The organism is Kitasatospora nipponensis (assembly GCF_039528135.1).
GTDB classification, from domain to species: domain Bacteria; phylum Actinomycetota; class Actinomycetes; order Streptomycetales; family Streptomycetaceae; genus Kitasatospora; species Kitasatospora nipponensis.
The window spans coordinates 39,655-62,564 of the sequence record NZ_BAAALF010000017.1 but is presented as its reverse complement, the minus strand read 5'-3'; the positions used below and the strand labels follow the sequence as shown (position 1 = coordinate 62,564).

Annotated in this window: 22 protein-coding genes and 1 pseudogene; 13 read left to right on the top strand and 10 right to left on the bottom strand. The window is 72.0% G+C overall.

The window, feature by feature from the left end:
- Nucleotides 1-35 precede the first annotated feature (35 nt).
- Nucleotides 36-563, bottom strand: a complete 528-nt coding sequence (locus ABD323_RS08040) for an RICIN domain-containing protein (protein WP_344440540.1) — start codon at nucleotides 561-563, stop codon at nucleotides 36-38.
- Between the two features lie 311 nt (nucleotides 564-874).
- Here ABD323_RS08040 and ABD323_RS08035 point away from each other — a divergent pair, with 311 nt between their 5' ends.
- Nucleotides 875-3,691 (top strand): AfsR/SARP family transcriptional regulator, encoded by a 2,817-nt coding sequence (locus ABD323_RS08035; RefSeq protein ID WP_344440539.1) that lies wholly within the window; start codon nucleotides 875-877, stop codon nucleotides 3,689-3,691.
- A 55-nt stretch (nucleotides 3,692-3,746) separates the two neighbouring features.
- Nucleotides 3,747-4,955 carry an IS701 family transposase gene (locus ABD323_RS08030; protein WP_344440538.1) on the top strand — a complete coding sequence of 403 codons (1,209 nt, stop codon included), beginning with the start codon at nucleotides 3,747-3,749 and terminating at the stop codon, nucleotides 4,953-4,955.
- Between the two features lie 211 nt (nucleotides 4,956-5,166).
- Here ABD323_RS08030 and ABD323_RS08025 read toward each other — a convergent pair whose 3' ends face one another.
- Nucleotides 5,167-5,883: a DUF6193 family natural product biosynthesis protein gene (locus tag ABD323_RS08025; RefSeq protein WP_344440537.1), complete on the bottom strand. Its 717-nt coding sequence runs from the start codon at nucleotides 5,881-5,883 to the stop codon at nucleotides 5,167-5,169.
- Nucleotides 5,884-6,172: 289 nt separating this feature from the next.
- Here ABD323_RS08025 and ABD323_RS08020 point away from each other — a divergent pair, with 289 nt between their 5' ends.
- Nucleotides 6,173-6,631 (top strand): cupin domain-containing protein, encoded by a 459-nt coding sequence (locus tag ABD323_RS08020; protein ID WP_344440536.1) that lies wholly within the window; start codon nucleotides 6,173-6,175, stop codon nucleotides 6,629-6,631.
- 19 nt (nucleotides 6,632-6,650) lie between these two features.
- Here the strand turns inward: ABD323_RS08020 and ABD323_RS08015 are convergent, their stop codons facing one another.
- Nucleotides 6,651-7,841 carry an FAD-dependent oxidoreductase gene (locus ABD323_RS08015; protein WP_344440535.1) on the bottom strand — a complete coding sequence of 397 codons (1,191 nt, stop codon included), beginning with the start codon at nucleotides 7,839-7,841 and terminating at the stop codon, nucleotides 6,651-6,653.
- A gap of 141 nt (nucleotides 7,842-7,982) precedes the next feature.
- Here ABD323_RS08015 and ABD323_RS08010 point away from each other — a divergent pair, with 141 nt between their 5' ends.
- On the top strand, nucleotides 7,983-8,603 hold the full coding sequence (locus tag ABD323_RS08010; RefSeq protein ID WP_344440534.1) for a TetR/AcrR family transcriptional regulator: 621 nt from the start codon (nucleotides 7,983-7,985) through the stop codon (nucleotides 8,601-8,603).
- Here ABD323_RS08010 and ABD323_RS08005 read toward each other — a convergent pair.
- The 4 genes from ABD323_RS08005 to ABD323_RS07990 form a co-directional block, all read right to left on the bottom strand.
- Nucleotides 8,584-9,462: a class I SAM-dependent methyltransferase gene (locus tag ABD323_RS08005; protein ID WP_344440533.1), complete on the bottom strand. Its 879-nt coding sequence runs from the start codon at nucleotides 9,460-9,462 to the stop codon at nucleotides 8,584-8,586. The two genes, ABD323_RS08010 and ABD323_RS08005, sit on opposite strands and share 20 nt — an antisense overlap.
- Nucleotides 9,463-9,558: 96 nt before the next feature.
- The gene (locus tag ABD323_RS08000) at nucleotides 9,559-10,026 is read right to left on the bottom strand and encodes a cupin domain-containing protein (protein WP_344440532.1); all 468 of its coding nucleotides are present in this window, start codon (nucleotides 10,024-10,026) and stop codon (nucleotides 9,559-9,561) included.
- 82 nt (nucleotides 10,027-10,108) lie between these two features.
- The gene (locus ABD323_RS07995) at nucleotides 10,109-10,543 is read right to left on the bottom strand and encodes a DUF6069 family protein (RefSeq protein WP_344440531.1); all 435 of its coding nucleotides are present in this window, start codon (nucleotides 10,541-10,543) and stop codon (nucleotides 10,109-10,111) included.
- A 29-nt stretch (nucleotides 10,544-10,572) separates the two neighbouring features.
- Entirely contained in the window at nucleotides 10,573-12,168 is a 1,596-nt protein-coding gene (locus ABD323_RS07990) for a CocE/NonD family hydrolase (RefSeq protein WP_344440530.1), read from the bottom strand.
- 105 nt (nucleotides 12,169-12,273) lie between these two features.
- On the opposite strand from ABD323_RS07990, the gene ABD323_RS07985 reads away from it, so the two are divergent.
- Nucleotides 12,274-12,903, top strand: a complete 630-nt coding sequence (locus tag ABD323_RS07985) for a TetR/AcrR family transcriptional regulator (protein WP_344440529.1) — start codon at nucleotides 12,274-12,276, stop codon at nucleotides 12,901-12,903.
- Nucleotides 12,904-13,063: 160 nt separating this feature from the next.
- Complete coding sequence (locus ABD323_RS07980; protein WP_344440528.1) at nucleotides 13,064-13,447, top strand: DUF488 domain-containing protein; 384 nt, start codon at nucleotides 13,064-13,066, stop codon at nucleotides 13,445-13,447.
- Nucleotides 13,448-13,453: 6 nt separating this feature from the next.
- Here ABD323_RS07980 and ABD323_RS07975 read toward each other — a convergent pair whose 3' ends face one another.
- Nucleotides 13,454-14,068, bottom strand: coding sequence for a TetR/AcrR family transcriptional regulator (locus ABD323_RS07975; RefSeq protein ID WP_344440527.1), 615 nt, complete (start codon nucleotides 14,066-14,068; stop codon nucleotides 13,454-13,456).
- A gap of 136 nt (nucleotides 14,069-14,204) precedes the next feature.
- Here ABD323_RS07975 and ABD323_RS07970 point away from each other — a divergent pair, with 136 nt between their 5' ends.
- Nucleotides 14,205-15,071, top strand: a complete 867-nt coding sequence (locus ABD323_RS07970) for an alpha/beta fold hydrolase (protein WP_344440526.1) — start codon at nucleotides 14,205-14,207, stop codon at nucleotides 15,069-15,071.
- 306 nt (nucleotides 15,072-15,377) lie between these two features.
- Nucleotides 15,378-16,709, top strand: coding sequence for an esterase/lipase family protein (locus tag ABD323_RS07965; protein ID WP_344440525.1), 1,332 nt, complete (start codon nucleotides 15,378-15,380; stop codon nucleotides 16,707-16,709).
- Between the two features lie 224 nt (nucleotides 16,710-16,933).
- Here ABD323_RS07965 and ABD323_RS45920 read toward each other — a convergent pair.
- Nucleotides 16,934-17,131: pseudogene (locus ABD323_RS45920) on the bottom strand (IS701 family transposase); the annotation flags it as partial.
- Nucleotides 17,132-17,163: 32 nt separating this feature from the next.
- Here ABD323_RS45920 and ABD323_RS07960 point away from each other — a divergent pair.
- Nucleotides 17,164-18,126, top strand: a complete 963-nt coding sequence (locus tag ABD323_RS07960) for a protein kinase family protein (RefSeq protein WP_344440524.1) — start codon at nucleotides 17,164-17,166, stop codon at nucleotides 18,124-18,126.
- A gap of 164 nt (nucleotides 18,127-18,290) precedes the next feature.
- On the opposite strand, the gene ABD323_RS07955 is transcribed toward ABD323_RS07960, so the two are convergent.
- Nucleotides 18,291-18,764 carry an ATP-binding protein gene (locus ABD323_RS07955; RefSeq protein ID WP_344440523.1) on the bottom strand — a complete coding sequence of 158 codons (474 nt, stop codon included), beginning with the start codon at nucleotides 18,762-18,764 and terminating at the stop codon, nucleotides 18,291-18,293.
- Between the two features lie 208 nt (nucleotides 18,765-18,972).
- Here ABD323_RS07955 and ABD323_RS07950 point away from each other — a divergent pair, with 208 nt between their 5' ends.
- The 4 genes from ABD323_RS07950 (at nucleotide 18,973) to ABD323_RS07935 (ending at nucleotide 22,867) form a co-directional block, all read left to right on the top strand.
- Nucleotides 18,973-19,872, top strand: a complete 900-nt coding sequence (locus ABD323_RS07950; RefSeq protein ID WP_344440522.1) for a hypothetical protein — start codon at nucleotides 18,973-18,975, stop codon at nucleotides 19,870-19,872.
- A 151-nt stretch (nucleotides 19,873-20,023) separates the two neighbouring features.
- Nucleotides 20,024-20,836, top strand: coding sequence for a helix-turn-helix domain-containing protein (locus ABD323_RS07945; RefSeq protein ID WP_344440521.1), 813 nt, complete (start codon nucleotides 20,024-20,026; stop codon nucleotides 20,834-20,836).
- A complete protein-coding gene (locus ABD323_RS07940; protein WP_344440520.1) occupies nucleotides 20,833-21,045 on the top strand; it encodes a DUF397 domain-containing protein in 213 nt (70 codons plus the stop codon). Before ABD323_RS07945 ends, ABD323_RS07940 begins: the two co-directional genes overlap by 4 nt.
- A 133-nt stretch (nucleotides 21,046-21,178) precedes the next feature.
- Nucleotides 21,179-22,867: an FAD-binding protein gene (locus ABD323_RS07935; RefSeq protein WP_344440519.1), complete on the top strand. Its 1,689-nt coding sequence runs from the start codon at nucleotides 21,179-21,181 to the stop codon at nucleotides 22,865-22,867.
- Nucleotides 22,868-22,910 lie beyond the last annotated feature (43 nt).

Below are 22,910 nucleotides of genomic sequence, written 5' to 3'. Positions count from 1 at the left end.
GCGGCCTCAGCGCTCGGTGCGAGGGCTTGCGGGGTTCAGCTCCAGGACCAGATCTGGCTGCCGCCGTAGTTCCAGTCGTTCCAGGCGAGGACCTGGTCGCCGGCCACGCCCGGATTGGTCCCGCCGAAGTTCTGGGCGTCCAGGACCGGAGTGGGCGCGTTCCGGTTGGTGTTGACCAGGTTGATCAGCAGGCCGTTGTTGTTGACCTCCCACATCTGGTTGCCCCAGCCGTTGCACTGCCACATCTGGACGTTGTTCCCACCGAAGTCGTAGTTCGGGCCGGAGTGGGAGACGTCGAGGTCCAGACAGCTTCCGGGGGCCGCGTCGTTGTGGATGGTGACGACGTTGTCGGGCCAGCCCGCGACGTGGACGTAGGTCCAGCCCTGCTGGTCGTAGCTGTTGCAGGGCCAGACCTGGACCTTGTCGCCGTTGTTGGACGGCTTCTGGGGCCCGTAGTTGGCCGCGTCCAGGCAGAAGCCCGCGTACCTGTTGTGGATCTGGTGGTGCGGATTGACGGTGGCGTGGGCCGCCGTCCCGGTGCCGAGCACGCTGAGCACGGACACGGTCAGCACACTCGCGGCTGCCCGCAGCCTCGCTTGGGTCGAACGCACGGTTCCCCCTCGGTTGGATCTTCGACTGTGATGGTCGGAAACGCTGTCGACCGGCCGTCGCCCCGTGCCGGGGCGACGGCCGACCGCCTTGCGGTGCTCCCCCGTTGGCCGCCCCCGACGGTCCGTCCGCCCTGCTCTCCCCCGTCGGTGCCCGGCGGGAGCGGTTGTCCTGAGGCTATGGACAGCCGTCCTGGATCCGTCCTAGGTTCGTCCTACCGTTGACGGTGACGGTTTCCTGTTCGGGGGCGGCCAGGGTGGGGGACATGAGGTTCGGCGTGCTGGGGACGTTGCTGGCCGGGGTCGACGGGGTGGACGTCCCGCTCAACGGCCCGCGGCAGGCCAAGGTGCTGGCGGCACTGCTGGTCGAGGCGGGCCGCACGGTGGGGATGCAGCGGCTCGTCGACGTGATGTGGGACGGTGACCAGCCCGCCACCGCGGTCCGCCAGGTGCAGGACGCCGTCTCGGGGTTGCGCCGCAACCTGGCCGGGTGCGGCGCGGCGAACGTGATCGGCACGGTCCGCGGCGGTTACCGGATCCGGCTGGAGACGGCCCAACTCGACCTGCTCGCCTTCGAGAACGAACGCCGACTGGCGCAGCAGGGGGCGGGGACGGCCGAGGTCGTCGCCGGCCTGCGACGCGCGCTGGCCTGCTGGCGCGGTCCGGCACTCGCCGACCTGTCGAGCCGGGCCCTGGAGAGCGAGGGCGCTCGTCTGAACGCCCTGCGCGCCGCCGTGCACAAGGAGTGCCTGGGCCTGGAGCTGGCCCTGGGGCGCCACCGTGAAGTCGTCGACGAGGCGAACGCGCTGCTGCGCGAGCACCCGTTGGACGAGCTGGTGGCGGAGCAGGCGATCCTCGCGCTGTACCGCAGCGGCCGCCGTGGTGAGGCCCTGGAGGTCTATCGGCGGACCCGCCTGCTGCTGGCCGAGGACCTCGGCGTCGACCCCGCGCCGGCGCTGCGGGAGCTGCACCGGCGCGTCCTGACGGCGGACCCCTCGCTGGCCGAACCGGCCGGCCACGACAGCGCGGTGCGGGCGCAGGTCCCGCTGCACCCGGCCGTGACACCTCGTCAACTTCCGGCTGACCTGTCGGATTTCACGGGACGCCAGCCACTGGTCGGGCGGCTGCTGGACCTGCTCGGGGGCGCGGGCCAGGGCGGCGGGCCGGTCGTGCTCTCCGCCCTGAACGGCGCCGGGGGCGTGGGCAAGACCTCGCTGGCCGTCCATGTGGCGCACCGGGTTCTCCCGTGCTTCCCGGACGGGCAACTGCACGCCGACCTGCACGGGTTGGACGCTCAACCCGCCGACCCGGGCGAGGTCCTGGCCCGGTTCCTGCGCGCGCTGGGCGTCGCGGCCCACGACATCCCGACGGACCGCGAGGAGCGCGAGGCCCTCTACCGCAGCACCGTGTACGGACGGCGGCTGCTGATCCTGCTCGACAACGCCAGGGACGCCGCGCAGGTCCGCCCGCTGCTGCCCGGCTCGGGGAGCTGCGCGGCGCTGATCACCAGTCGCGGCGCGCTGCCCGGACTGGACGGCGTGCACCGCGTCGCCGTCGACGTGCTGGCCGAGGAGGAGGCGCGGGAGCTGTTCACCCGGATCGTCGGCGGCGAGGTCGTCGCCGCCGAGCCGGACGCGGTGGCGCAGGTCCTGCGGATCTGCGCGGGACTGCCGCTCGCCATCCGCATCGCGGGCAGCCGGCTGGCCTGCCAACCGGGCTGGACTGCGCGGATGCTCGCCGACCGGCTGGCCGACGAGAGCCGGCGGCTGGACGAACTGCACGTCGAGGACCGGGCGGTGCGCGCCGGCTTCGCCGTCGGCTACGCCGCGCTCGCCGAACCGGTCGCCCGATTATTCCGGCTGCTCGGCCTGGTTCCCGGCCCGACCGTCAGCCTGCCCGCGGCGCTCGCGCTGGCCGCCGGCTCGGCGCGGGAGACCGAGGACGCCCTGTGGGCCCTGCTCGCCGCGCACCTGCTGCAGCCGGCCGGCCCGGGGCGGTACCGCTTCCACGACCTGATCCGGGTGTACGCCGTCGAACTGGCGACGGCCGCCGAACCGAGTGAGCGGCAGGGGCTCCACCGCCTGCTGCACTGGTACCTGCACACCGCCGACCACGCGGCCGGACTGCTCACCCCGTCCCGGGTGCCGGCGGCCGAGGAGGGGTACTGGAGCGCGGACAACCTCCCCGTCGGGGCATCGCGCCCGGACCTCGGCGGGTTCGACGAGGCGCAGTCCTGGTTCGACGCCGAGAGCCGGAACCTCGTCGCCGCCGTCCACCTGGCCTGCGCCGGGTCCGAGCCCTGGCTGCTCGGGCTGGCCCACCGGCTCGTCTCGGCCTTCTGGGCGAGCGTGTATGTCCGCGGCGAGTACGAGCCGCGCTGGGAGGGCATCTGCGCCGCCGCCATCGGGGCGACCGCCGCACTGGGCGACCTGGCCGCACAGGCCACCATGCGCAAGACCCTGGGCATCGTGCTCCTGAGCGGCAACAAGCCGCAGGAGGCCCTCGCCCAGTTCGAGCAGGCCCAGGCCATCCGCTCCGGACTCGGCGACGAGGCCGGTGCTCTCGCCTGCGCCGTGGACGTGGCGTGTGCCTACGGCCGGCTCGGACGGAACGCGCCGGCGATCGCGACCCTTCAGACCGTGGCGGCCCGGTACCAGCAGGCGGGTGAGTCGTCGCGGGCCGCGTACGTGCTCAACAACCTCGGCATCGTCTGCCACCAGGCCGGGGAGTCGACAGCCGCGATCCGGCACCTGGAGGCCTCGCTGCGGATCAAGACCGAGCTCGGCGACGTCGTCGGCCAGAGCAAGACGCTGACCAGCCTCGCCGAGATCCTGTACGTGACCGGCCGGATGGAGCAGGCCGCGGAGCGCAGCGAGCAGGCCCTGGTCGCCCTGCGCCGCAGCGGCAGCCGTCAGGATCCGGCCCTGGTCCTGGAGATCGCGGCGCTGGCCTACCGCGCCCAGCGGCGGCCGGCCGACGTCGACCGGTGCCGCACCGAACTGGTGAAGGTCTACGCCGCCCTCGACCCCCGGCAACGCGCCACGGTGCAGGCCGAACTGACCCGGCTGACGCCCACGGTCTAGTAGTGCTTTGTTAGCTGCTCTTGTCACGGCGTGTGTTCGGTAGTTCGCTGGTTGTATGAGGGCTGGGGAGCTTGCGGTGTGTCGGGGCCGGTTGGAGGAGTTCGCTGACGAGGTGTTCGCGCCGTTGGTGCGGCGTGATCAGCGGGTCAAGGGTGGGCTGTATCTGCGGGGCCTGCTGCTGGAGGGCCGGCGCAAGTCGATGCAGCCCATGGCCGAGCGCCTGGGGATCGACCACCAGCAGCTGCAGCAGTTCATGACGTCCTCGACCTGGCCGGTTCGAGACGTGCGTGCCCGGCTGGCGTGGCGGGCGGTGCGAGCGGTGCGGCCCGAGGTCTGGGCGGTGGACGACACCGGTTTCCCCAAGGACGGCACAGCCTCGCCGGGGGTGGCCCGTCAGTACTCCGGCACGCTGGGCAAGGTCGGCAACTGCCAGATCGGCGTCAGTGTCCACGCGGTCTCCGACACCGCCTCGTGCCCGCTGTCCTGGCGGCTGTTCCTGCCCGCCTCCTGGGACGGGCCCGAGGCTGCCGGCCGGCGAGCGGCCTGCCGCATCCCCCAGGACGAGCACCACCGACCGAAGTGGCAGCTCGCGTTGGACATGCTCGACGAACTCGCCGGCACGGGCCTGCGGCCCGCCGCTCTGGTCGCGGACAGCGGCTACGGGGCGAACGCCGACTTCCGCCACGGCCTGGAGGATCGTGGCCTGGCCTACGTGCTCCAGGTGAAAGCGGAGATGACCGCACACGCCGAGAGCGCCCGACCGCACCAGCCGCCCTACGGAGGCCTGGGCCCGCGGCCGTTGCCGCGCTACCGCACCCGCCCCGTGTCGCTGCGCGAGCACATGCTGGCCGCAGGCCGACACACCGGACGGTCCGTGAGCTGGCGCAAGGGCTCCAAGGCCGCGATGAGCTCACACTTCGTCCTCCTGCGCGTCCGGCTGGCCGGACGACGACCCCAACCCGCCGCCGACGGCACGATCCCGCTCACCTGGCTGATCGCGCAGTGGCCCGACGGCCAGGCGGAACCGGTCAAGTACTGGATCTCGAACCTGCCCGCCGACATCCCCGCCAAGGACCTCGTCAGACTCGCCAAGTCACGCTGGCGCATCGAGCACGACTACCGCGAACTGAAGACCTCGCTGGGACTGGACCACTTCGAAGGCCGCTCATTCACCGGCTGGCACCGCCACGTCACCCTCGTCGGCGCCGCCCACCTGTTCCTCACCGAACAACGCATCCACCCAAAAGCCCCTGCCAGGGCCTGACCCTCTACCAGACCCTGGCACTCCTCCAACACCTCATCACCACCTGGACCGGCACCTGCCCCACCTGCCGACAACCCATCCCATGGCAGACCTACGACACCACCTAACAAAGCACTACTAGGCGGTGTCCTGGCGATCAAGAGCGCTGGAGCCAGGTGCAGCCGAACGTGGCGATGAACACGATCGCTGCCGGTACCGCTCGAACGACGCGTTAACGCGCCGGCCCGATCCCCTCCGGCAGGACGGCCACCACGAAGGCGACGGCCTCCTCCGGCGTCTCGAAGCGCGCGAGCAACTCACTCCCGTTCCGTACTCCGTAGAACCCCTCGTCGTGGGGCCAGATCATGTACCCGACCCGCGTCGTCTTCCAGCGCACTGTGGTACTGATGGAGAACCAGAGGTTGAAGTGGCTGGTCACCGGCATCAGCTGGCGGAGCACCGGTTGGGCGTAGGCCGCCGCCAACAGCGCATGCACGCGCGGGAATCGGCTCATCGACGGCATGTGGATGTCGTCGATCTTGAGGCACCACGCCAACTCGACAGCACCGAGCGGCTCCCGCTCGTGCGCGAGGGCCCAAGGGCGGAACTCGATGCACGGGGCCTGCTCCTTGGTCTCCTCGAGCCCCGCTCCGCCGGTCCAGGCCGCCGCCGCCCTGACCACCTCGGCCGGATCGGCGGTCCACCCGCAGGCCAGGCGCTTTCCGTTGCTCTGGAGGTACACCCAGAAGGCCCGTCGCTGCTCGTCGGCCGGATGCACCCGCACCCGCCGGCCGAGCCCCGCGTCGGCGTACTCCGCCGTGCCGCTCCCGCTCCGCTGCCCGTCGGGCTCGGGCAGGACCACCCCGAGGCCCTCCGCCGCACGCCCCAACATCTCCCCGAGCACCCCGCCGCCCCAGTCGCTCTCGCCGGACCCCACCCCGAGGCCCATCCCGCCAGTATGCCGCCGAGCGCATCGACGGTCCCGGTCGATCAGGTGCCGGTGGTACGACAAGCGCGGCTAGGTCTACCTCGGCACCATCACCGAAGCCGCGCTCATCGTCTGGCAACACTCGTGATCGCCAGGACACTGCCCGGCTGGGCCCGCCCGCCCGCTACCCGGCTCCCAGCATTGGCGCTGACTCGCATGATGAGAGTTCACTTGCGCCAGTGGTGCGGCCTGACTACATTCATGAGAGTTCACTCTGGCGACGACAGTCGTCTCTCCCCTGGAGGTTCGGATGGCAGACGTCTCCGTGGTCGGCCCGGATGCCGGTGAGTCGATCCGGCTCGGCCCGACCGTGATGCGGATCCTCGAGGACGGCAGCACCACCGGACACCGGCTGGGCGTCGGGGAGATCACGCTCGCCCCGCACACCGACGGGCCGCCGCAGCACCGGCACGCCCGGCACGACGAGGGTTTCTACGTGGTCTCCGGCGCGGCCCGGTTCACCGTCGGCGAGCGCGTGTACGACGCGCCCGCCGGCACGCTGGTGATGATCCCGCCCGGCGCCCCGCACACCTTCGCCAACCCGACCGACGGGACCACGGTCCTGCTCAACACCTTCACCCCCGACCTGTACGTCGACTACTTCCGGGACCTGCGCGACATGATCGCCGCCGGCCGGCCGCTCACCCCCGAGACGACGATCGAGGCGATGGGCCGGTACGCCACCGAGCCGGCCACCGACTTCGCCTGAGTACCCGCCCGCCCGCGGCTCACGCCTTGGTGAGCAGGGCGTCGCTGTCGCCGTCGCCGTCCGCCTCGCCGTCGCCGTCGTTGCCGCCGTCGAGGTCGGGGATGTCGGCGGACAGCAGGTGCTCGGCGCCGCCTTCGAGGAGCTTCGCCGTCCGCGTGGAGCGGGGGAGCATGGTCGCCTCGTAGGCACGGACGGCGTCGTCCACGGTGGCGCAGTCGGCGAGGGCGAGGGCGAGTTCGGCGGCGTCGAGCATGGCGAGGTTGACGCCGACGCCGAGCGGGGGCATCAGGTGGGCGGCGTCACCGAGCAGGGTCACGGTCGGGTCGTGTTCCCAGGTGTGCGGGACGGGGAGGGCGAAGATCGGACGGTCGACGTAGCGGCCGTCGTTGTCGGTGATCAGCCGGCGCAGGCGGGGCGACCAGTGGGCGTACTCCTCCAGCAGCAGGGCGCGGATGGCGCCGGTGTCGTCGGCGCTCAGGCCGCCGCGGCCGATCCAGTCGACCGGGACCCGCCGGATCAGGTAGACCCGGATGTGGTCGCCGCTGTTGCGCTGGGCGAAGAGACCGCGCTCGCCGTCGGCCGCGTGCGCGCCGCCCTGGCCGACCAGTTCGGCGATGTCGCGATGGCGGTTCCCCACGTCGGAGAACCGGGCCTCCAGGAAGCTCACCCCGGTGTACCGGGGGACGGCGGGGGAGACGGTGGGCCGCACCCGGGAGAAGGCGCCGTCGGCGCCGATGACCAGGTCGGTCTCGATGGTCGTGCCGTCGGTGAGGTGCAGCCGCCGCGGCCCGTCGGCGGGCCCGCTGATCCGCTCGAGGCCCTGCCCCCAGCGCACGGTTCCCGGGTGCAGGGAGCCGAGCAGCAGGTCGCGCAGCTGGCCGCGGTCGATCTCGGGCTTGAAGAGCTCGTCGGGCTCCGGGATCCGGTGGGACGTGATCGCGCCGGTCGGGTCGAGGCGGCGCATCTCCTGCCCTTCGGGGCGGGCCAGCTCGAAGAACGCGTCGAGCAGCCCGGCTTCGCGCAGCGCGAGCTGACCGTTGTCGGCGTGCAGGTCGAGGGTGCCGCCCTGGTTGCGGGCGTCGGGGCCCGGGTCGCGGTCGTGGACGGTGACCGTGAGGCCGCGCCGCTGGAGGATGCGGGCACAGGTCAGCCCGCCGGGTCCGGCGCCGATGACGCTGATCCTGGCCCGGGCGGGTGCTACGGAGTTCATGGTGTTCCCTTCGCCGGCGTCGATCACGGCTGCGGCCCCGTGCCGCGGACCCGTCGGGCGCCGTCCAGTCATTGCAACAGCTGCAAACATACAACAGTTCCAATTATGGCGCAGTGCCAAGATTGCGCTAGGATCGGGGACATGGCAGAGACGAGCGATCACGTGGCGGCCGGTGGGCGGCGCGAACGCAAGAAGGCCGCCACCCGTCAGGCGATCGCCGACACGGCGCTGCGGCTGTTCCTGGAGCGCGGCTACGAGCAGGTCGGCGTCCGCGAGATCGCCGAGGGCGCCGACGTGTCGGTGTCGACGCTGTTCAACTACTTCCCCCAGGGCAAAGAGGCCCTGGTCTTCGACGAGGATGCCCGCAACGAGGCCGCCCTGGTCCGGGCGGTCACCGACCGGCCGCCGGGCTGGACGATCCCGCAGGCCCTGCGCGCCCACCTCGCCGGCTTCGCCGACTCGGGCCGTACCAGGGACCCCCGCTTCGCCGACTTCCAGCGGCTCGTCCACGAGACCCCGGCCCTGCGCGAGTACTCCCGCACGATGTGGCTGCGCCATGAGGACGCGCTGGCCCGCGTGCTGGCCGACCAGACCGGCCGGCCGCACGACGACCTCCTCTGCGCCGCCTACGCCCGGTTCACCCTGGAGACCCTCGCTTTCGCCGGCTCCCGCCCCGACCCCGCCGCCGCCGTCGACCAGGCCTGCCTCCTGCTCGACCAGGGCTGGACGGCCACGTTGCCGGTCAGGGGCGTTCCGCGGTGACCGTGAAGTAGTCGAGGCCGCCTTCGCGGAAGGCCCGCAGGAAGTTGCGGGGCCAACTGCCCGGCTCCCAGGTCCGCGACAGCCAGCGGTCCCAGCCGGGCCACACGTGGGCGCCGATCGAGGTGACGCGGACGTCGGTCAGGCCGGCCCGTTCAAGGCTGGCGACCAGCAGCGGGACGGTGTGCGCGACGTCCAGGCCGCTGGCGAAGGTGTCGAGCAGTTCCGCCAGCCGCCCGGCCCCGGCCGGGTCGGCGGCGTTCGGGTCGGCGCTGTCCGGGTCGGCGTCGTCCGGTTCGGCACCGGGGACGAAGAAGCTGGCGACGACGGCACGGCCGCCGGGCCGCAGCACGCGCGCGGTCTCCCGGGCGAACGCGCCGAGATCGCGGAAGTGCTGGGCGGCCTCGACGCTGTACAGCCGGTCGAACTCGCCGTCGCCGAAGGGCATCTCCTCGGCCGCGCCGCGCACGAAGCGCAGCCGTTCGGGGTGGCGGGCCAGCAGGTCGGCGTTGGCCTGCCCGGCCCGCGCGAGCTGCTGCGGATGGATGTCCATGCCCGTGACCTGCGCGAAGCCGTGCTCGCCGAGGGCCGCCGCGGCGCCGACCCCCAGTCCGCAGCCGACCTCCACGGCCCGCAGCCCGTCGGTGGGTGCCAGGGCGGCGAGCACGTGGCGGTACAGGGCCTGCTGGCTGCCGATCCGGTCGGCCTCGGTCAGCGGCCGGTCCAGGTCGATGCCCTGCCAGTGGCCGAAGTTGATGAAACCGCCGCCGAAGAGGGAGGTCGAACCGAGATCGGCCGGACCGTACGTCTCCTGCACCGCGGGCGGGATCGGGTGCTCGGTCGCACCGGAACGCTGTGTCATTCGGGCCCACCTCCGTGTCGATGTCGACGACAGTAGGCGACAGATGGGCTGACGGTCCGTCAAACATGCGGTGGAGCGCGCCGATCCGGGCCCGGGTCAGCGGGGCGGGCCGAGGATGACGTTGCCGCGCAGGGCGGCGGCCTCGGTGAGCCGGTCCGCGGTGATCTCGAACCCGTCCGGGCGGGGGGTGGTGATGTCGCGCCCGGCGTGGCGGAACATCTCCTCGATGCCTCCGGGCGTGGTGATGAGCAGGAGGTCCGCCCGGTCGGACGTGACGCGGTAGCTGTGCGGGATGTTGCGCGGCAGGTAGACGATGCCGCCCTCGGCCAGTTCGTGGCACTCGTCCCCGACCCAGACGAGCGCCTCGCCCTTCAGGAGGAAGAACACCTCGTCCTCGCGGGTGTGGAGGTGGAAGGGCGGGGCCTCGCCCCGGGGGACGTCGAACAGGCCGACGGTGAGCTGCCCTTGGGTGGCCCGGCTGTCGAGCAGGACCGTGAACAGTCCGCCGTGGAGCCATTCGAGGCTCTGATGCTGGTCGCGCTGGGCGAGGTAGGGCATGGTCATGGTGCTCTCCGGGGTGACGCGGTCGCGGTCGCCGGGACGGGACGGTCCGGCGGGAAGGTGAGACGAGGGTCGGACGGCGGCGTCAGGATCTGCGCCGCGAGGTGATCACGAAGGCGGGGACCACCGCCGCGCCGACGATCAGGTGCATCAGCGCCAGCAGGAACCGGTCGGACGGCGTGATCCCGGCGCCGCGGTAGGGCAGGCCACCGACGAGCACCAGGAGCGCGAGCACCGTCCAGATGGCGGTGGCCCGCCGCGGGACGCGTCGTTCCAGCAGTTCCAGCAGGCCCCAGCCGAGCATCGTCGGGACGATCGAGGCGGCGATCACCAGGCTGATCGGGATGGACTGGGCCGGTCGGCCCAAGGCCTCGGGCGTCCTGAGGTCGTACCCGGCGAGGTGGGTGAGGACGAACACGTACAGCAGGTTCGCGAGGAGACCGATGCCGATGGCGGCCGGCCGCACCACCCGGTGGGCGGTCTCGCGGGGGCGAAGGGTGCTCGGCGGTGCGGTGGGCACGGTGGCTGCTCCCTGGGAGGGGTCGGGGGTCACTGGATGACGGGCAGGACGAGGTGGGAGGGGTGCTCGGCGTCGTGGTGGACGAGGAGGCGGCCCACCTGGTGGCCGTAGTAGTGGTGGAACAGGCCGTCGGCGACCGGGGAGTCGCCGTTGGCGATCTCCAGGCGGATCCGGCTGCCCCGGGGGAAGAGGTAGGAGGTCGGCCAGACCTCGATCTCGAAGCGCACGACGGTCCCGGGCTCGATCGGCTCGGGCGGGTGGGTGCGGTGGGAGGCCTTCAGCCAGCCGCGGGTGACCATCACGGAGGGCGGCGGCACGTTCGCGGCGACCTTGCGCATGAGGGCCCGCCTGAGCTTCGGAACGGCCTTCTGCTCGGAGATCTTGACGTGGAAGTCGGTGTCGGTCCGGTCCGACTCCGCGTACAGGACGAGGGTGATCTTCCCGGTGACCTCGGTGTCGTGGTCCAGCGGCGGGGTGGTGAAGGTGAGGATGCCGCGGGTGGGTTGGGGGATGCCGTCGGTGATGACGGTGGTGCCCACCGTCCAGCGGGGGTCGGGGTAGGCGTAGCCGGTCGGCGGTCCGTTCGGGCGGGTGGGCGCGGTGGTGGTGAGGCTGCCGTCGTTGAGTGAGTCGACGGCGTTCGCGGGCTCGGGGGTCAAGTGGAACGCGGTCGGCACGGCGCGCCGGGGCGGCCACTCCGCTTCGGGCCGGGGCGGGCGCCCGGAGTTGGCGACCTCGATGCGGACCGGGGGGCCGTCCATGACGCCGTTGTCGACGCCCTTGAGCCAGTGGTCGTACCAGGGGCGGACGTGGGCGTCGAGGAACTCGGCCTGGTAGTAGCGCTCGTGGCTGTCGGTGCCGGCGAGCACCAGCAGGCGCTTGTCGGTGCCCCGGAGCCGCTCGTAGCCGTCGAGCTGACCGCGTAGGTGCAGGCCGATGCCGTACCACCAGGCGATGTTGAGGACGGGGACGTCGATCTCCTCGACTTTCACCGCTCGTTGCTCCCACCAGTCGTCGACGACGGGCCGCTCCAGGGTCAGGCCGATGACGTCGGTGCCGATACCGCCGGGTCGGGGCGGGGTGCCGCCGCCGATGGTGGCGGCGGCGCGGAGGTGGTCGGTGGACCAGGAGGTGAGGAACCCCAGGGAGTAGATCCCGCCGTGGTACACCGCGTCGCGGTACAGGTCGGTGAACCCGTTGTAGATCAGCGCGCAGGTCAGGTGCGGCGGGCGCTGCGCGGCGGCCAGCCACTGGTTGACGCTGTAGGCGCTCTCGCCGAGCATCGACACCTTCCCGGTCGACCAGGGCCGGGTGGCGATCCACTCGATGGTGTCGTGGAAGTCGCGCTGCTCGGCGGGCCCGAAGAGCGCGAACTCCCCTTCGGACTTGCCGGTGCCGCGCTGGTCGCCGACCACGACCGCGTAGCCGTGGCCGGTCCAGTAGTCGACCGGGCCGGTCTCGATGGACCGGAACACCGACACCGGGGGCAGGTGCAGCAGGTCCTTCTGGTACGGCGCCACCGCGTAGAGCGTGGGGAACGGGCCGTCCCCGGGCGGCAGGTGGACATCGACGCAGATCCGGACACCGTCGGACGCCGTGATCCACTCGTCTTTGAGCGTGTGCATGATCAACTCCTAATTTCCTCACATGCGGAAACTAATTTCAGCGTATGCTGAAACTGTTGGGGAGGGGAAGCCCCTTCGCCTATCCGGCACGGAAGGTGGTGCGGTGTGACCGGTCGAGGTCCCCGGGGAGAACGCGGTGAGCAGGCGGAGAGGATCCTCGCCGCCGCCCGCAGGTCCATTGCCCGTCGCGGCTACACCGCGACCTCACTGCGGTCGGTGGCCCAGGACGCCGGCGTCGACCCGGGCCTGGTGCACTACTACTTCCGCACCAAGCCCGGGCTGCTGGAAGCGGTCATGCAGCCCCCCGAGGCGTTCGGCGCGGCCGTGGCCGCCGCCGCCGACGTACCGATGCACCAGCGCGGACGCGCGTTCGTGGAGGCCAGCCTGCGCCTGTGGGAGGATCCCGGCTCCGCCGAGATCCTGCGCGCCATCATCCTGACCGCCGCCCAGGAACCCGCCGCCATGCAGCGGCTGCGGGAGCTGTTCTCGGAGCTCGTGCTGGCCGTCGTCTCGCACGGCCTCTCGGAGGCCGAACGCAACCTGCGGGCCAGTCTCATCGCCACCCAGATCGTCGGCATGGTCATGAACCGTTACATCTGGCAGGTCGGCGACATCGCCACCCTCCCCGCCGGGACCGTCATCGACCTCCTGGCCCCCACCATCCAGCGCTACCTCACCGACCCGCTGCCCGCGCAGTTCGGCGACGGCGACGGCGGCGGGTGGGGTCTGGGCTGACCGGGCCGGGCCGGGCCGGGCCGACGGGCGGCGGCCGACGGGTGGCGGGCGGCCGGTCGGGGCGCGGGTCGGGGGGCGGGGGTGGAGCGGTGGCCGGGGCGGCGTGGGCGGTGTGGACTGGTGGGGAGCGGGGGCGCCGCGGCAGTCGAGGAGGTGCATCGTGACGGCCGGTCCCGAGTTCCGGGTGCGCCGGGTCTACGACCCGCCCGAGCCGGCTGACGGCCGCCGGGTCCTGGTGGACCGCCTCTGGCCGCGCGGGCTCTCCAAGGAGCGGGCGGCGGTGGACGAATGGCTCAAGGACGTGACGCCCTCCGCCGGCCTGCGCACCGACTACCACGCCGGACGGCTGGACTTCGACGCCTTCCGGAGCCGCTACCGGGCGGAACTGGCCGAGCCCGACCACGCCGTGGCGGTCGGCCACCTGCTCGACCTCGCTGGTACGTCCACCGTCACCCTGGTCACCGCCGTGAAGGAGCCGGACCGCAGCCATGTCCCGGTCCTGGTGGAGCACCTGAGGCGGTGGCAGGGCGAGCGGCGGAGCTGAGGCCCGCTACCTCAGGGCGGCCCGGGTGAGGGTGGTCGCGGTGTGCACGGCGCTGGCGATGGCGGCCTCGGGGTCCAGTCCGCACAGGTCGGTGAGGGTGAAGAGGGCCTCGGCGCTGATGACGACCGCGAGGTCGTTCTTGAGCTGGGCGAGGGCGGCGGGGTCGGTGGCGCCGAGGGTGTCGTCGAGCGGGGCGAGCGCGTGGTCGATCAGGCCCACGCGCAGTGCCGGGCGGGCGGAGGTGGCCGCGGGGCGGGTGATGGTGGCCGCGATCATGGCGCGGGTCGCGCCCTGGTAGGTCAGCACGGTGCGCAGCAGGTACCTGGTCGCGGCGGCGACGCGTTCGACCGGGTCGCCGGAGTCGGCGACGGGGGCGAGCGCCTGGGCCGGGGTGGGCCACTGCCCGACCATGGCCTCCTGCAGCAGGGTGGCGAGGTCGGGGAAGTAGCGGTACGCGGTGGCCTCGGAGACCAGGGCGGCCTGGGCGACCTCCGGCATGGTGACCTCGCGGCCGGTCCGCATCAGCTCGCCCGCGGCCTGGAGGATCGCCGTGCGGGTGCGCTGCTTCTGGTTGGCGCGGCCGTCCGCACCCCGTGCTGCCGGGGATTCGCTCGTCTGCATGGGGCCAGCATAGCAAGTCGACTCCGATGATGAGAGAGCACTTGCATGAGTGGAGTGAGCTCTCTACTGTAATGACAGTCGACTCTCGGGAAGAGAGTCAGCTCTGTTCGGCTCGACGACAAGGGAATCCGCCACCATGACTGCCGCCGCCCCCACCGTCCCCACCACAACCACTGTCCCCGCCAGCACCACCCGCACCATCGACCTGCCCGGTGGTCTGACCGTCACGGTCCAGGAGTTCGGCGAGAACACCGACGGAACCGGCGTGCTGATGCTGCACGGCGGCGCCGGGCCGCGCACCATGGCCGGCTTCGCCGCCGGGATGTCCCAGCACGCCTACGTCGTCGTCCCGACCCACCCCGGATTCGATGGCACGCCGCGACCGGACCGGATCGACACGGTCGCCGACCTGGCCACCACCTACCTGGACCTGCTCGACGTCCTCGGCCTGCGCGGCGTCCTGGTGGCCGGCAACTCGGTCGGCGGCTGGATCGCCGCGGAGATGGGCGTGCGCGACAACCGCGGAGCGATCGGCGCGCTGGTCCTGCTCGCCTCCACCGGAATCGCCCCCGTGCCCCCGCTGGAGATCGCCGACCCCGCCGTCCTCGGCCCGGTGAGGACCGGCGAACTCGCCTTCCACAAGCCGCAGCTGCGCCTCGACCCCGCCGCCCTCAGCGATGAGCAGAAGGCCGCGATGGGCGCCAACCAGCGGACTCTGGCCGTCTACGCGGGCGACCCGTTCTGCTACGACCCGAAGCTGCGCGGCCGCCTGCACCGCGTCACCGTCCCGGTGCTGGTGCTCGCCGGCGAGCAGGACGGCATCGTCCCGGTGGCGTACGAGCGCGACCTGGCCGACTCCTTCCCCCGCGCGACCTTCCACGTCGTCCCGGAGGCCGGGCACTTCCCGCACATCGAGCAGCCCGGCGCGGTCTTCGGGGCCATCGGCGACTTCGTCGACACCGAGGTCAAGCCCGAGGTCAAGCCCGAGGTCGAGGGCAACTGACGTCGGACGGCGGGCGGCTGTACCCGGGCGCGTGTCAACGCCCCGGGCGCGCCCACCCGCCGGGCCGGCCCGCCGGATCGGTTGCTCGATGTCCGGTCGGCGGGGCGCACAGGTTTCTGTGCGAACTTGCGGCACGCTGAGTAACGGCGCTGTTGCGGTCGGATCACCGCGACGGGTGGGAGACGCATCTCGCCGTCCTCCTGGCGTTGGGGCAACCCCCATGCCGTGCCCGCCCGTTCGCCTGCGACCGCGATGCGCCGTGTCAGGTCCGTGAGCAGTGCCCAACCAGAGGCGGTACCAGTCCCCATGGCACAGGAAGCCAGAATCGATGTCGAACTGACGTGGGCCCAGGCCGAGGAGAAGTCCTCGGCCGAGAAGGTGGCGGCGTTCGCCGCGCGCCTGCCGCAAGGCCCGTGGTTCGGCACCTCCATCGGCGCGGCGCGCGCCGCCGGCCGCGAGCCGAAGTACACCCTGCCGCTGCGATCGGCCCGCCCGTACCGGCGGGAGGTGGCCCTCGGCGAGGCCGCGGTCTACCTCGCCGACGGTCACGAGGAGTTGAAGCGCCCGTTCATCTTCGCGGACGGCTTCAACTACGGTCCCAGCGACCTGCCGGGGCTCTTCGCGCACTTCAACGCGCCCTACCCGGGCAGCCAGGTCGGCTTCCTCGACCAGCTGCTCACCGCGGGCATCGACGTCGTCCTGGTCGGCTTCGAGCAGCGGCACACCTACATCCAGGCCAACGCCGGCGTGGTGATCAGCGCCATCCAGGAGGTCATCGCGCGGCGGAGCGGGCAGGCGCCGCTGATCGTCGGCGGCGTCAGCATGGGCGGCATCATCACCCGCTACGCCCTCGCCGAGATGGAGAGCAAGGAGCAGGACCACGAGACCGGGACCTACCTCTCCTGGGACTCCCCGCACAACGGCGCCTGGATCCCGCTGGTCCTCCAGCAGATGGCCTACTTCTTCGAGTCGCTGCCGGCCGAGCCCGGCAAGGTCAAGGAGGCCGAGCTGATCAGGAGCCCCGCCGCCCAGCAGCTGCTGTACGCGTGGGTCCCGGACGCGAAGTACGAAGGGCCCGTCGCCACCTCCAGCGACCTGCGCACGCAGTTCCTGAGCGAGCTGCGCGAGTTCGGCCAGTTCCCGCAGCGGCCGCGGAAGTTGGGTGTGTCCAACGGTACCGGCGACGGGACCGGCCGCGACCTGCCGCCGGGCGGGGAGGTGTTCAAGTACCAGGTCCCGGTGGTCGTCTACGCGCAGGCGAACTTCCAGCCCGACGGCGGCGTACGCAAGCCGATCGGCGAGATGCGGGCCGCCGGCCAGGTCCGGCGGGGCTTCACCTCGCACGTCCCCGGCCTCGACGGCGTCCCCGGCGGCACCCTCGACTCCTTCGGCAAGATCGCGGCGGCGCTCGGAGCCGAGATCCCGGCGAAGTACGAGTTCAGCTGCTTCGTCCCCGCGGTCAGCGCGGTCGCGCTGGACTACGACCCGGTCGAGTGGAACGTCGACCCGTACGAGAAGGTCGAGGCGGCCGCCCAGAAGAGCGCCCTCGACGAGTTCAAGTGCGACAGCCAGAACACCGTGCACAGCCAGGTGACCAAGCCGCTGGTCGACTGGATCATCGAGCGCATCGTCGACTGACGCCTTGACGCCATGACGCCATGAGCTCCGGCAGCGCGGCCACTTCGGGCACCGGCCCGCGGTGGCCGCGCTGGGCCGGATGGCGCCCCTCTGTGTGCAACACCGTTGCGTTTAAGCCCTGTTGGGTTTGTCAATGCTCGCGTCGTTGATCATCTGGATGTCGAGGGTGTACGCCAGGGACTACCGCGGGTGCTTGCCGGAGTTGAACTGGTACTTGCTGCTGCGATGCTGCGCCGGGCCAGCATCCAACGCCGGCGGGTGGGTTCGTCACCGTCGAACTCCCAGATAGCGGGCAGACGGGCGGCGGCCCAGTCGTAGAAGCGCTCACCTTTCGTGCCGGCCCCGGCGGACAGCCGCTGCCATGCCTCGGGCGGGGACTGGCGGAAGAGGTGGTCGATGCGGGGGCTGTGGACCTGCGAAGTAGGCCGAGCAGTGCGGGTATGATCACGGATCTGTGACGACCGAAGCGCTTCAGCGGCAGAGCGAACGCATTTCCGTGCATGCAGCCGTATCCCAGGCGCTTGCCGAATTCACAGATGCCGAGCTGTGTGCGCTTGTCACCGCCGCGAAGCCGCTGGGTCGCATCGGAAAGATGTCGCTGACCGAGTTCGCCGGCCATACCGTCTTCATCAAGCGAATTCCGCTCACCGAGCTGGAGCAACTGCCGGAGAACGTCGGCTCAACGGCGAATCTCCAGGGGCTGCCGCTCCACAGCCACTACGGCATCGGCTCTGACGGGCTCGGTGCGTGGCGTGAGTCGGCCCTGCATGACCAGACCACCGCGTGGGTCCTCAACGGGGAACACGATGGCTTCCCGCTCACCTTCCACGCGCGCGTACTGCCGATATCCGCCCTACCGAGGTCCGAGATCACCGCGCACCCGCGGCAGGCGGACATCGTGGTGTTCCTGGAAAACGTTCCCCTGACGCTCGCGGAATGGATGCGACGGCAGGCGGCCGCAGGCAGCTCGACGCTCGACCGTGCAGTCACCTCCGCGGCGGCGGCGCTGGAGGCCGGCGTGGCGTTCATGGGTTCGCGCGGCCTCGTGCACTTTGATACACACCGTGCCAACATCCTGACGGATGGAACACACTTCTACATCAAGAACTACTCACAGGCGCTGAGTCGGGACTTCACCCTCACCGACGAGGAGCGCGACTTCCACCGCGCCCACGCGGACTACGACTGGATGCTGACCTTCTCGGAGCTCGTGAACGTCGTGGGCGACAACCTCCAAGGACTCGGTGACGAGGCCCTGGCCGTCATCCAGCGGTACGCCCCCGTTGCGGCGCGTGCCAAGGCCTTCTTCGACGGACTCGCCAACGGGCCCGAGGTGCCGCCATTCCCCACAAAGGAGATCAGCACGTTGCGGGAAGATGCAGAGTCGGCCTCGATTCGTCGGGACGTGAGTCGCTGACGGGCTCAGCGATTCGCCCCTTTCATCCCTCGCGATCGGGGACGGGGCCCTCGAGTGTCGCTGCGGCTGCGCCCGGCCCAGCGCCCGCGTGAGCTACAGCACGGTTCACCACCACGCCCTCAAACGCAACGGTGTTGCACCAAGCGGGACATGACCCTGGGCCGTCACCGGACGAGCTCGGCCCAGACGGTCTTGCCCGGCGCGGCCGCTCGGGGGTGGGTGCCCCAGCGCGTGGCCAGGCAGGCGACGATCAGCAGTCCGCGACCCGACTGCGCCTCGCCCGGCGGCGCGGTGGGCACGGCCTGCGGTGGCACCCGCTCGGTGCGGGTGTCCGAGACCTCGATGCGCAGGACCTCCGGCGACTGCGCCAGCCGGACCTCGAAGTCCCGGCCCGGCACGCGTCCGTGCTGGACGGCGTTGGCGGCGAGTTCCGCGCAGATGAGCGTCATCGTCTCGTTGGCGGGGGAGTCGTAGCCGTGACCCCACTCGTCGAGCCGGTGCGAGACGAGCCGCCGGGCGAGCCGCGCACCGCGCGGCGTGGAGCTGAAGCGCATGGTGAAGTCGGCGGACGGGCGGGTGGGGTGGGGCTCGGGGAGCTCGGTCGCCAGGGTCGGTGACGGGGTGCACGGAGGTTCCATGCGCAGCAGCGTGCCGCCTCGGCAAGGCGCTGACCAGCGGCGACGCGCGTACGGCCGCGCACTGTACGGGGGTTGGGTGACCTTGTACGCGGCTGTCGGGGCCTGGAACGTGACGGTCACGGCGTGCTACCGTGCGACTACAGATCAACAGTTGACCCCGGCGGTGCTGGAACACCCCGGGGCCCGACACTCGGAGTAGTAGCTCCTCATGCACGTCCACTTTATCGCGCCCGAACGTCATCTCCGGGCGTCACACGAGATCATCCGCCACCCGCGTCTGCGGGCCACCGCGAAGACGCTGCTGCTCTGGGCGCTCTCCCTGCCGCCCGGCAGCCGGGAGACCGTCCTCACCATCGGCAACCGGATGCCGGAGGGTCGCACGGCCGTCTCGCGGGCCCGATCCCAGCTGATCGAGGAGGGGTACCTCCACGTGCGGCGCGTCCAGCACCCGACGAGGGGCACCTGGACCACCCGGATCCTGGTCAGCAGCGTGCCGCTGACGGAGCCTCAGGAGGTCGAGGCGGCGTGGCACGGCGCTGTCCGAAACCCGGCACTCGGTGAGGGGAGGGGTCGGGACGTCGGTACTTCCCCCCAGAGGGAGAAGAGTGAGGGGAAGACCTCCCTCCCCGGCCCGGCGGTCGTCCCGACGACCGATGAGAGCCAGGTCGGCGCCGCCGCCATGCTGCTGGGTCGGTTGACCGCCCGGGACGGGCGCCTGCGCCTGGGCGCGGTCGAGACCCTCGAACTCGCGCCGCTCGTGGCCGACTGGCTCGCACGGGATGCGGACGTGGGGCGGCTGCGCGACGCGCTGCTGTCGGGGCTGCCCCCTGCGGTGCTGTCGCCGGCGGGTTTGGTGCGGTCGCGCCTGGAGCGCAAGATGCCGGCGCCGCCGGGGGCGGACCGGGGGCTGGGGGTGCCGGCTGTGGGGGAGTGCGGGCACTGTGCGGCTCCGGTGGCCGGTGGGGGCGTGATCTGCCGCTGCTGCGCGGGAGTCGCGCCGCCGCCGGTCGCCGCGCCGGACCCGGTCGCCGTCGAGCGCAACCGGCGGGGTGCCGCGCGGGTGCGGAGCCTGCTGCGGGGCGGTGCGGTGGCAGCGGGCGCGGTGTAGCCAGGGCGGGTGGAGATCGCCGCATTTCGGCCGCGATGGGCGCTCGCCGTTCGTATCGTGCTGGTGGTCGACCGTGTGTGCCTGCCCTCGCGGCGGGGCTGCGCGGTGAGTGATGCGCTGGCGCGCGGGGCAGGGGCGGAAGGTGGGCGGCATGGCGGACCAGGACGACGGCGCCGGATTCCTGCGGAGCTTCGGACTGCAGCTGAAGCTCCTGCGCGAACGCGAGAAGCTCTCCCGTCCGGAGCTGGGCGCGCGGCTCGGGTACGGCGAGGACCAGATCGCCTCCGTGGAACTCGGTCGGCGCATCCCCAAGCCCGAGTTCATCGACCGCGCTGACGAGTTGCTGAACGCGGGCGGGCTGCTGAGGGCGATGAAGGAGGAGGTGCAGCGGGCTCGGTATCCGGCGTTCTTCCGCGATGCGGCGAAGCTGGAGACGGAGGCGGTGGAGCTGCACGTGTACGCGACGCAGGCGATGCCGGGACTGCTGCAGTCGGAGGAGTACGCGCGGGCGGTGTTCCGCATGTGGCGGCCGCTGCTCGATGAGGACACCATCGCTCGACGAGTCTCGGCCCGGCTGGCCCGCCAGGCGATCTTCTCGCGTACGCCGTTGCCCACCGTCAGCTTCGTCATCGAGGAGACGGTGCTGCTCCGCCCTCTCGGTGGTCGAGAGGTCTTGCGGGGGGAGCTGGAGCAGGCCCTGCTGTACGGTCAGCGACGCAATGTCGAGATCCAGGTGATGCCGATGAATCGCGAGGAGCACCCGGGACTCGGAGGCCCCTTCACCTTGATCGAGACGAAAGAAGGGCGCAGGATCGCCTACGTGGAGGCGCACCAGGACAGCCGTCTTCACACGGAGCGGCAGTCGGTCCGGGGGTTCGAGGAGCAGTACGGCCTCCTGCGGGCGCAGGCGCTCCCTCCGCGCGAATCGCTGGCCCTGATCGAGAAGTTGCTGGGAGAGACATGAGCGTCGAACAGCCTGTGCGATCTGTGCCCGAGGTCGCCTGGTTCAAGAGCAGTTACAGCAGCGGCGCGGGTGGTGAGTGCATCGAGGTGGCCGCCCCGCTGGGAGCCGTTCACGTGCGGGACTCGAAGGACCAGGCCGGCCCGGTGCTGAGCTTCGGTGGTGCTGAGTGGGCTGCGTTCGTCGGGTTCGTCGTCGGGCGTGAGGCCTGAGGGACCGACGTCCACCCGCCCGGCGGGAACCGGGTGGGGCGTGGGAGGTGTCGTCGAGGTGACGGCGGCCCCGTGGCGTGCGAGGGTCGGTACCGGTAGCGTGCCGGGGCGAATTCGCGAAAGCAGCGTGATCATGACCGACGGGTCCACCTCCTCGCCCGGTGCCGGGCGGCTGTCCCGCCGGGCTGCGCTGCGGCTCGCCGGTGGCGGGGTCGTCGCGGCGGCGGTGGCCGGGTGCGGGCCGGGGCGGCCCGGTCCGGCGGCCTCGTCCGCCGATGCCGTCCAGACGTCCGCGTCCGCGTCCGCGCCCGCGCTCATGCCGACGCCGGGCGGGGGGTCGGCGAGTGCTCCGGTGGTCAGCCCTTCCGCCTCCGGTGGCACCGGGAGTGTCGGTCCGGCGGACTGGGACGCGCTCGCCAAGGACCTCCAGGGCACGCTGGTGCGGCCCGGGGACGCGGCGTACCCCGAGGCGAGCCGGCTCTACCAGCCGCAGTTCGACACGCTGCGCCCGAGCGCGGTCGCCTACCTCGCCGGGGCCCAGGACGCCGTCACCTGCCTGGCCTTCGCCCGCCGCTACGGCGTGCCGATCGCGCCGCGCAGCGGCGGGCACAGCTACGCCGGCTGGTCCGGTGGGCCCGGGCTGGTGCTGGACGTGGGCCGGCTGAACGCGGTGGCGGCCTCCGGCGGCACGGCGACGGTCGGGGCCGGGGCCCGGCTGATCGACGTGTACAGCGGGCTCGCGGCCCAGCGGCTCACCGTGCCCGCCGGCTCCTGCCCCAGCGTGGGGGTCGCGGGGCTGGCCCTGGGCGGCGGGGTCGGGGTGACCTGCCGGGCGTACGGGCTGACCTGCGACAGCCTGACCGGCGCGGAGATCGTCACGGCCGACGGCCGGATCCGCCAGGTCTCGGCCACCGCCGACGCCGACCTGCTCTGGGCCCTGCAGGGCGCCGGTGGTGGCAACTTCGGCGTGGTCACCTCGCTGTCGCTGCGCACCCATCCGGCGGTGGACTGCTCCTACGGCTTCCTCTCCTGGCCCTGGTCGCAGGCGGCGCAGGTGGTCGCGGCCTGGCAGCAGTGGGCGCCCACCGCGCCGGACCAGCTCTGGTCGGACCTGCATCTGCAGGCCTGGCCGGACGGCCGGCTGGAGGTCGCCGGCACGGTCAACTATCTGGGTGCGCAGGGTGAGTTGGCCAACCTCGTGGACCGGCTCGGGGTCCGGCCGCAGTCGGTCGCGCTGCACTCGGCCCCCTACCTGCAGACGATGCAGGTGATGGGCGGCGTCTCCGGCTGGACGCAGGAAGCCGCCCACCTGGCCGGCACGCTGCCCGGCCACTCCCCGCAGGGCCGTCTCGCCCGGGAGTCGTACGCCGCCCGCTCCGACTTCTACACCCGGCCGATCGACCAGGCCGGCACCGCCGCCCTGGTCGCCGCGGTGGCGCGCTACGCCCGGACGGCGCCCCAGGGCGGCAGCTCCTCGGTCGCCTTCGACTCGCTGGGCGGCGCCGTCAACCGGGTCCGGCCCACCGACACCGCGTTCGTCCACCGCAGCGGCCTGTTCCTCGCCCAGTACATCGCCAACTACGCCTCCCCCGGCGCTGGTTCGGGTGCCGGCGTGGACCAGTCGCAGGCCTGGCTGCAGGACGTCTGGTCCACCATGCGCCCGTACGCCAGTGGCGAGGCCTACCAGAACTACGTCGACCCGCACCTGGCCGACTGGGAGCAGGCGTACTACGGCGCCAACGCGCCGCGGCTGCGCGGGATCAAGCGGACCTACGACCCCGATGGTCTCTTCCGCTTCCCGCAGGGCATCGTGGCGCACTGAGGCGTCGGGCGGCGTCGGTGCCCCTCCTCGGTCTCCGACTCAC

Excerpts from the sequence above, each read along its gene's own strand:
- ABD323_RS08010 (WP_344440534.1), top strand. The coding sequence starts at position 7,983 with ATGGCAGAGACGAGCGATCACGTGGCGGCCGGTGGGCGGCGCGAACGC.
- ABD323_RS07990 (WP_344440530.1), bottom strand. The coding sequence starts at position 12,168 with ATGCACACGCTCAAAGACGAGTGGATCACGGCGTCCGACGGTGTCCGG.
- ABD323_RS08025 (WP_344440537.1), bottom strand. The coding sequence starts at position 5,883 with ATGGGCCTCGGGGTGGGGTCCGGCGAGAGCGACTGGGGCGGCGGGGTG.
- ABD323_RS08000 (WP_344440532.1), bottom strand. The coding sequence starts at position 10,026 with ATGACCATGCCCTACCTCGCCCAGCGCGACCAGCATCAGAGCCTCGAA.
- ABD323_RS07940 (WP_344440520.1), top strand. The coding sequence starts at position 20,833 with ATGAGCGTCGAACAGCCTGTGCGATCTGTGCCCGAGGTCGCCTGGTTC.
- ABD323_RS08035 (WP_344440539.1), top strand. The coding sequence starts at position 875 with ATGAGGTTCGGCGTGCTGGGGACGTTGCTGGCCGGGGTCGACGGGGTG.
- ABD323_RS07970 (WP_344440526.1), top strand. The coding sequence starts at position 14,205 with ATGACTGCCGCCGCCCCCACCGTCCCCACCACAACCACTGTCCCCGCC.
- ABD323_RS07935 (WP_344440519.1), top strand. The coding sequence starts at position 21,179 with ATGACCGACGGGTCCACCTCCTCGCCCGGTGCCGGGCGGCTGTCCCGC.
- ABD323_RS07950 (WP_344440522.1), top strand. The coding sequence starts at position 18,973 with ATGCACGTCCACTTTATCGCGCCCGAACGTCATCTCCGGGCGTCACAC.
- ABD323_RS08030 (WP_344440538.1), top strand. The coding sequence starts at position 3,747 with ATGAGGGCTGGGGAGCTTGCGGTGTGTCGGGGCCGGTTGGAGGAGTTC.
- ABD323_RS08020 (WP_344440536.1), top strand. The coding sequence starts at position 6,173 with ATGGCAGACGTCTCCGTGGTCGGCCCGGATGCCGGTGAGTCGATCCGG.
- ABD323_RS07945 (WP_344440521.1), top strand. The coding sequence starts at position 20,024 with ATGGCGGACCAGGACGACGGCGCCGGATTCCTGCGGAGCTTCGGACTG.
- ABD323_RS08015 (WP_344440535.1), bottom strand. The coding sequence starts at position 7,841 with ATGAACTCCGTAGCACCCGCCCGGGCCAGGATCAGCGTCATCGGCGCC.
- ABD323_RS07955 (WP_344440523.1), bottom strand. The coding sequence starts at position 18,764 with ATGGAACCTCCGTGCACCCCGTCACCGACCCTGGCGACCGAGCTCCCC.
- ABD323_RS08005 (WP_344440533.1), bottom strand. The coding sequence starts at position 9,462 with ATGACACAGCGTTCCGGTGCGACCGAGCACCCGATCCCGCCCGCGGTG.
- ABD323_RS07965 (WP_344440525.1), top strand. The coding sequence starts at position 15,378 with ATGGCACAGGAAGCCAGAATCGATGTCGAACTGACGTGGGCCCAGGCC.
- ABD323_RS07975 (WP_344440527.1), bottom strand. The coding sequence starts at position 14,068 with ATGCAGACGAGCGAATCCCCGGCAGCACGGGGTGCGGACGGCCGCGCC.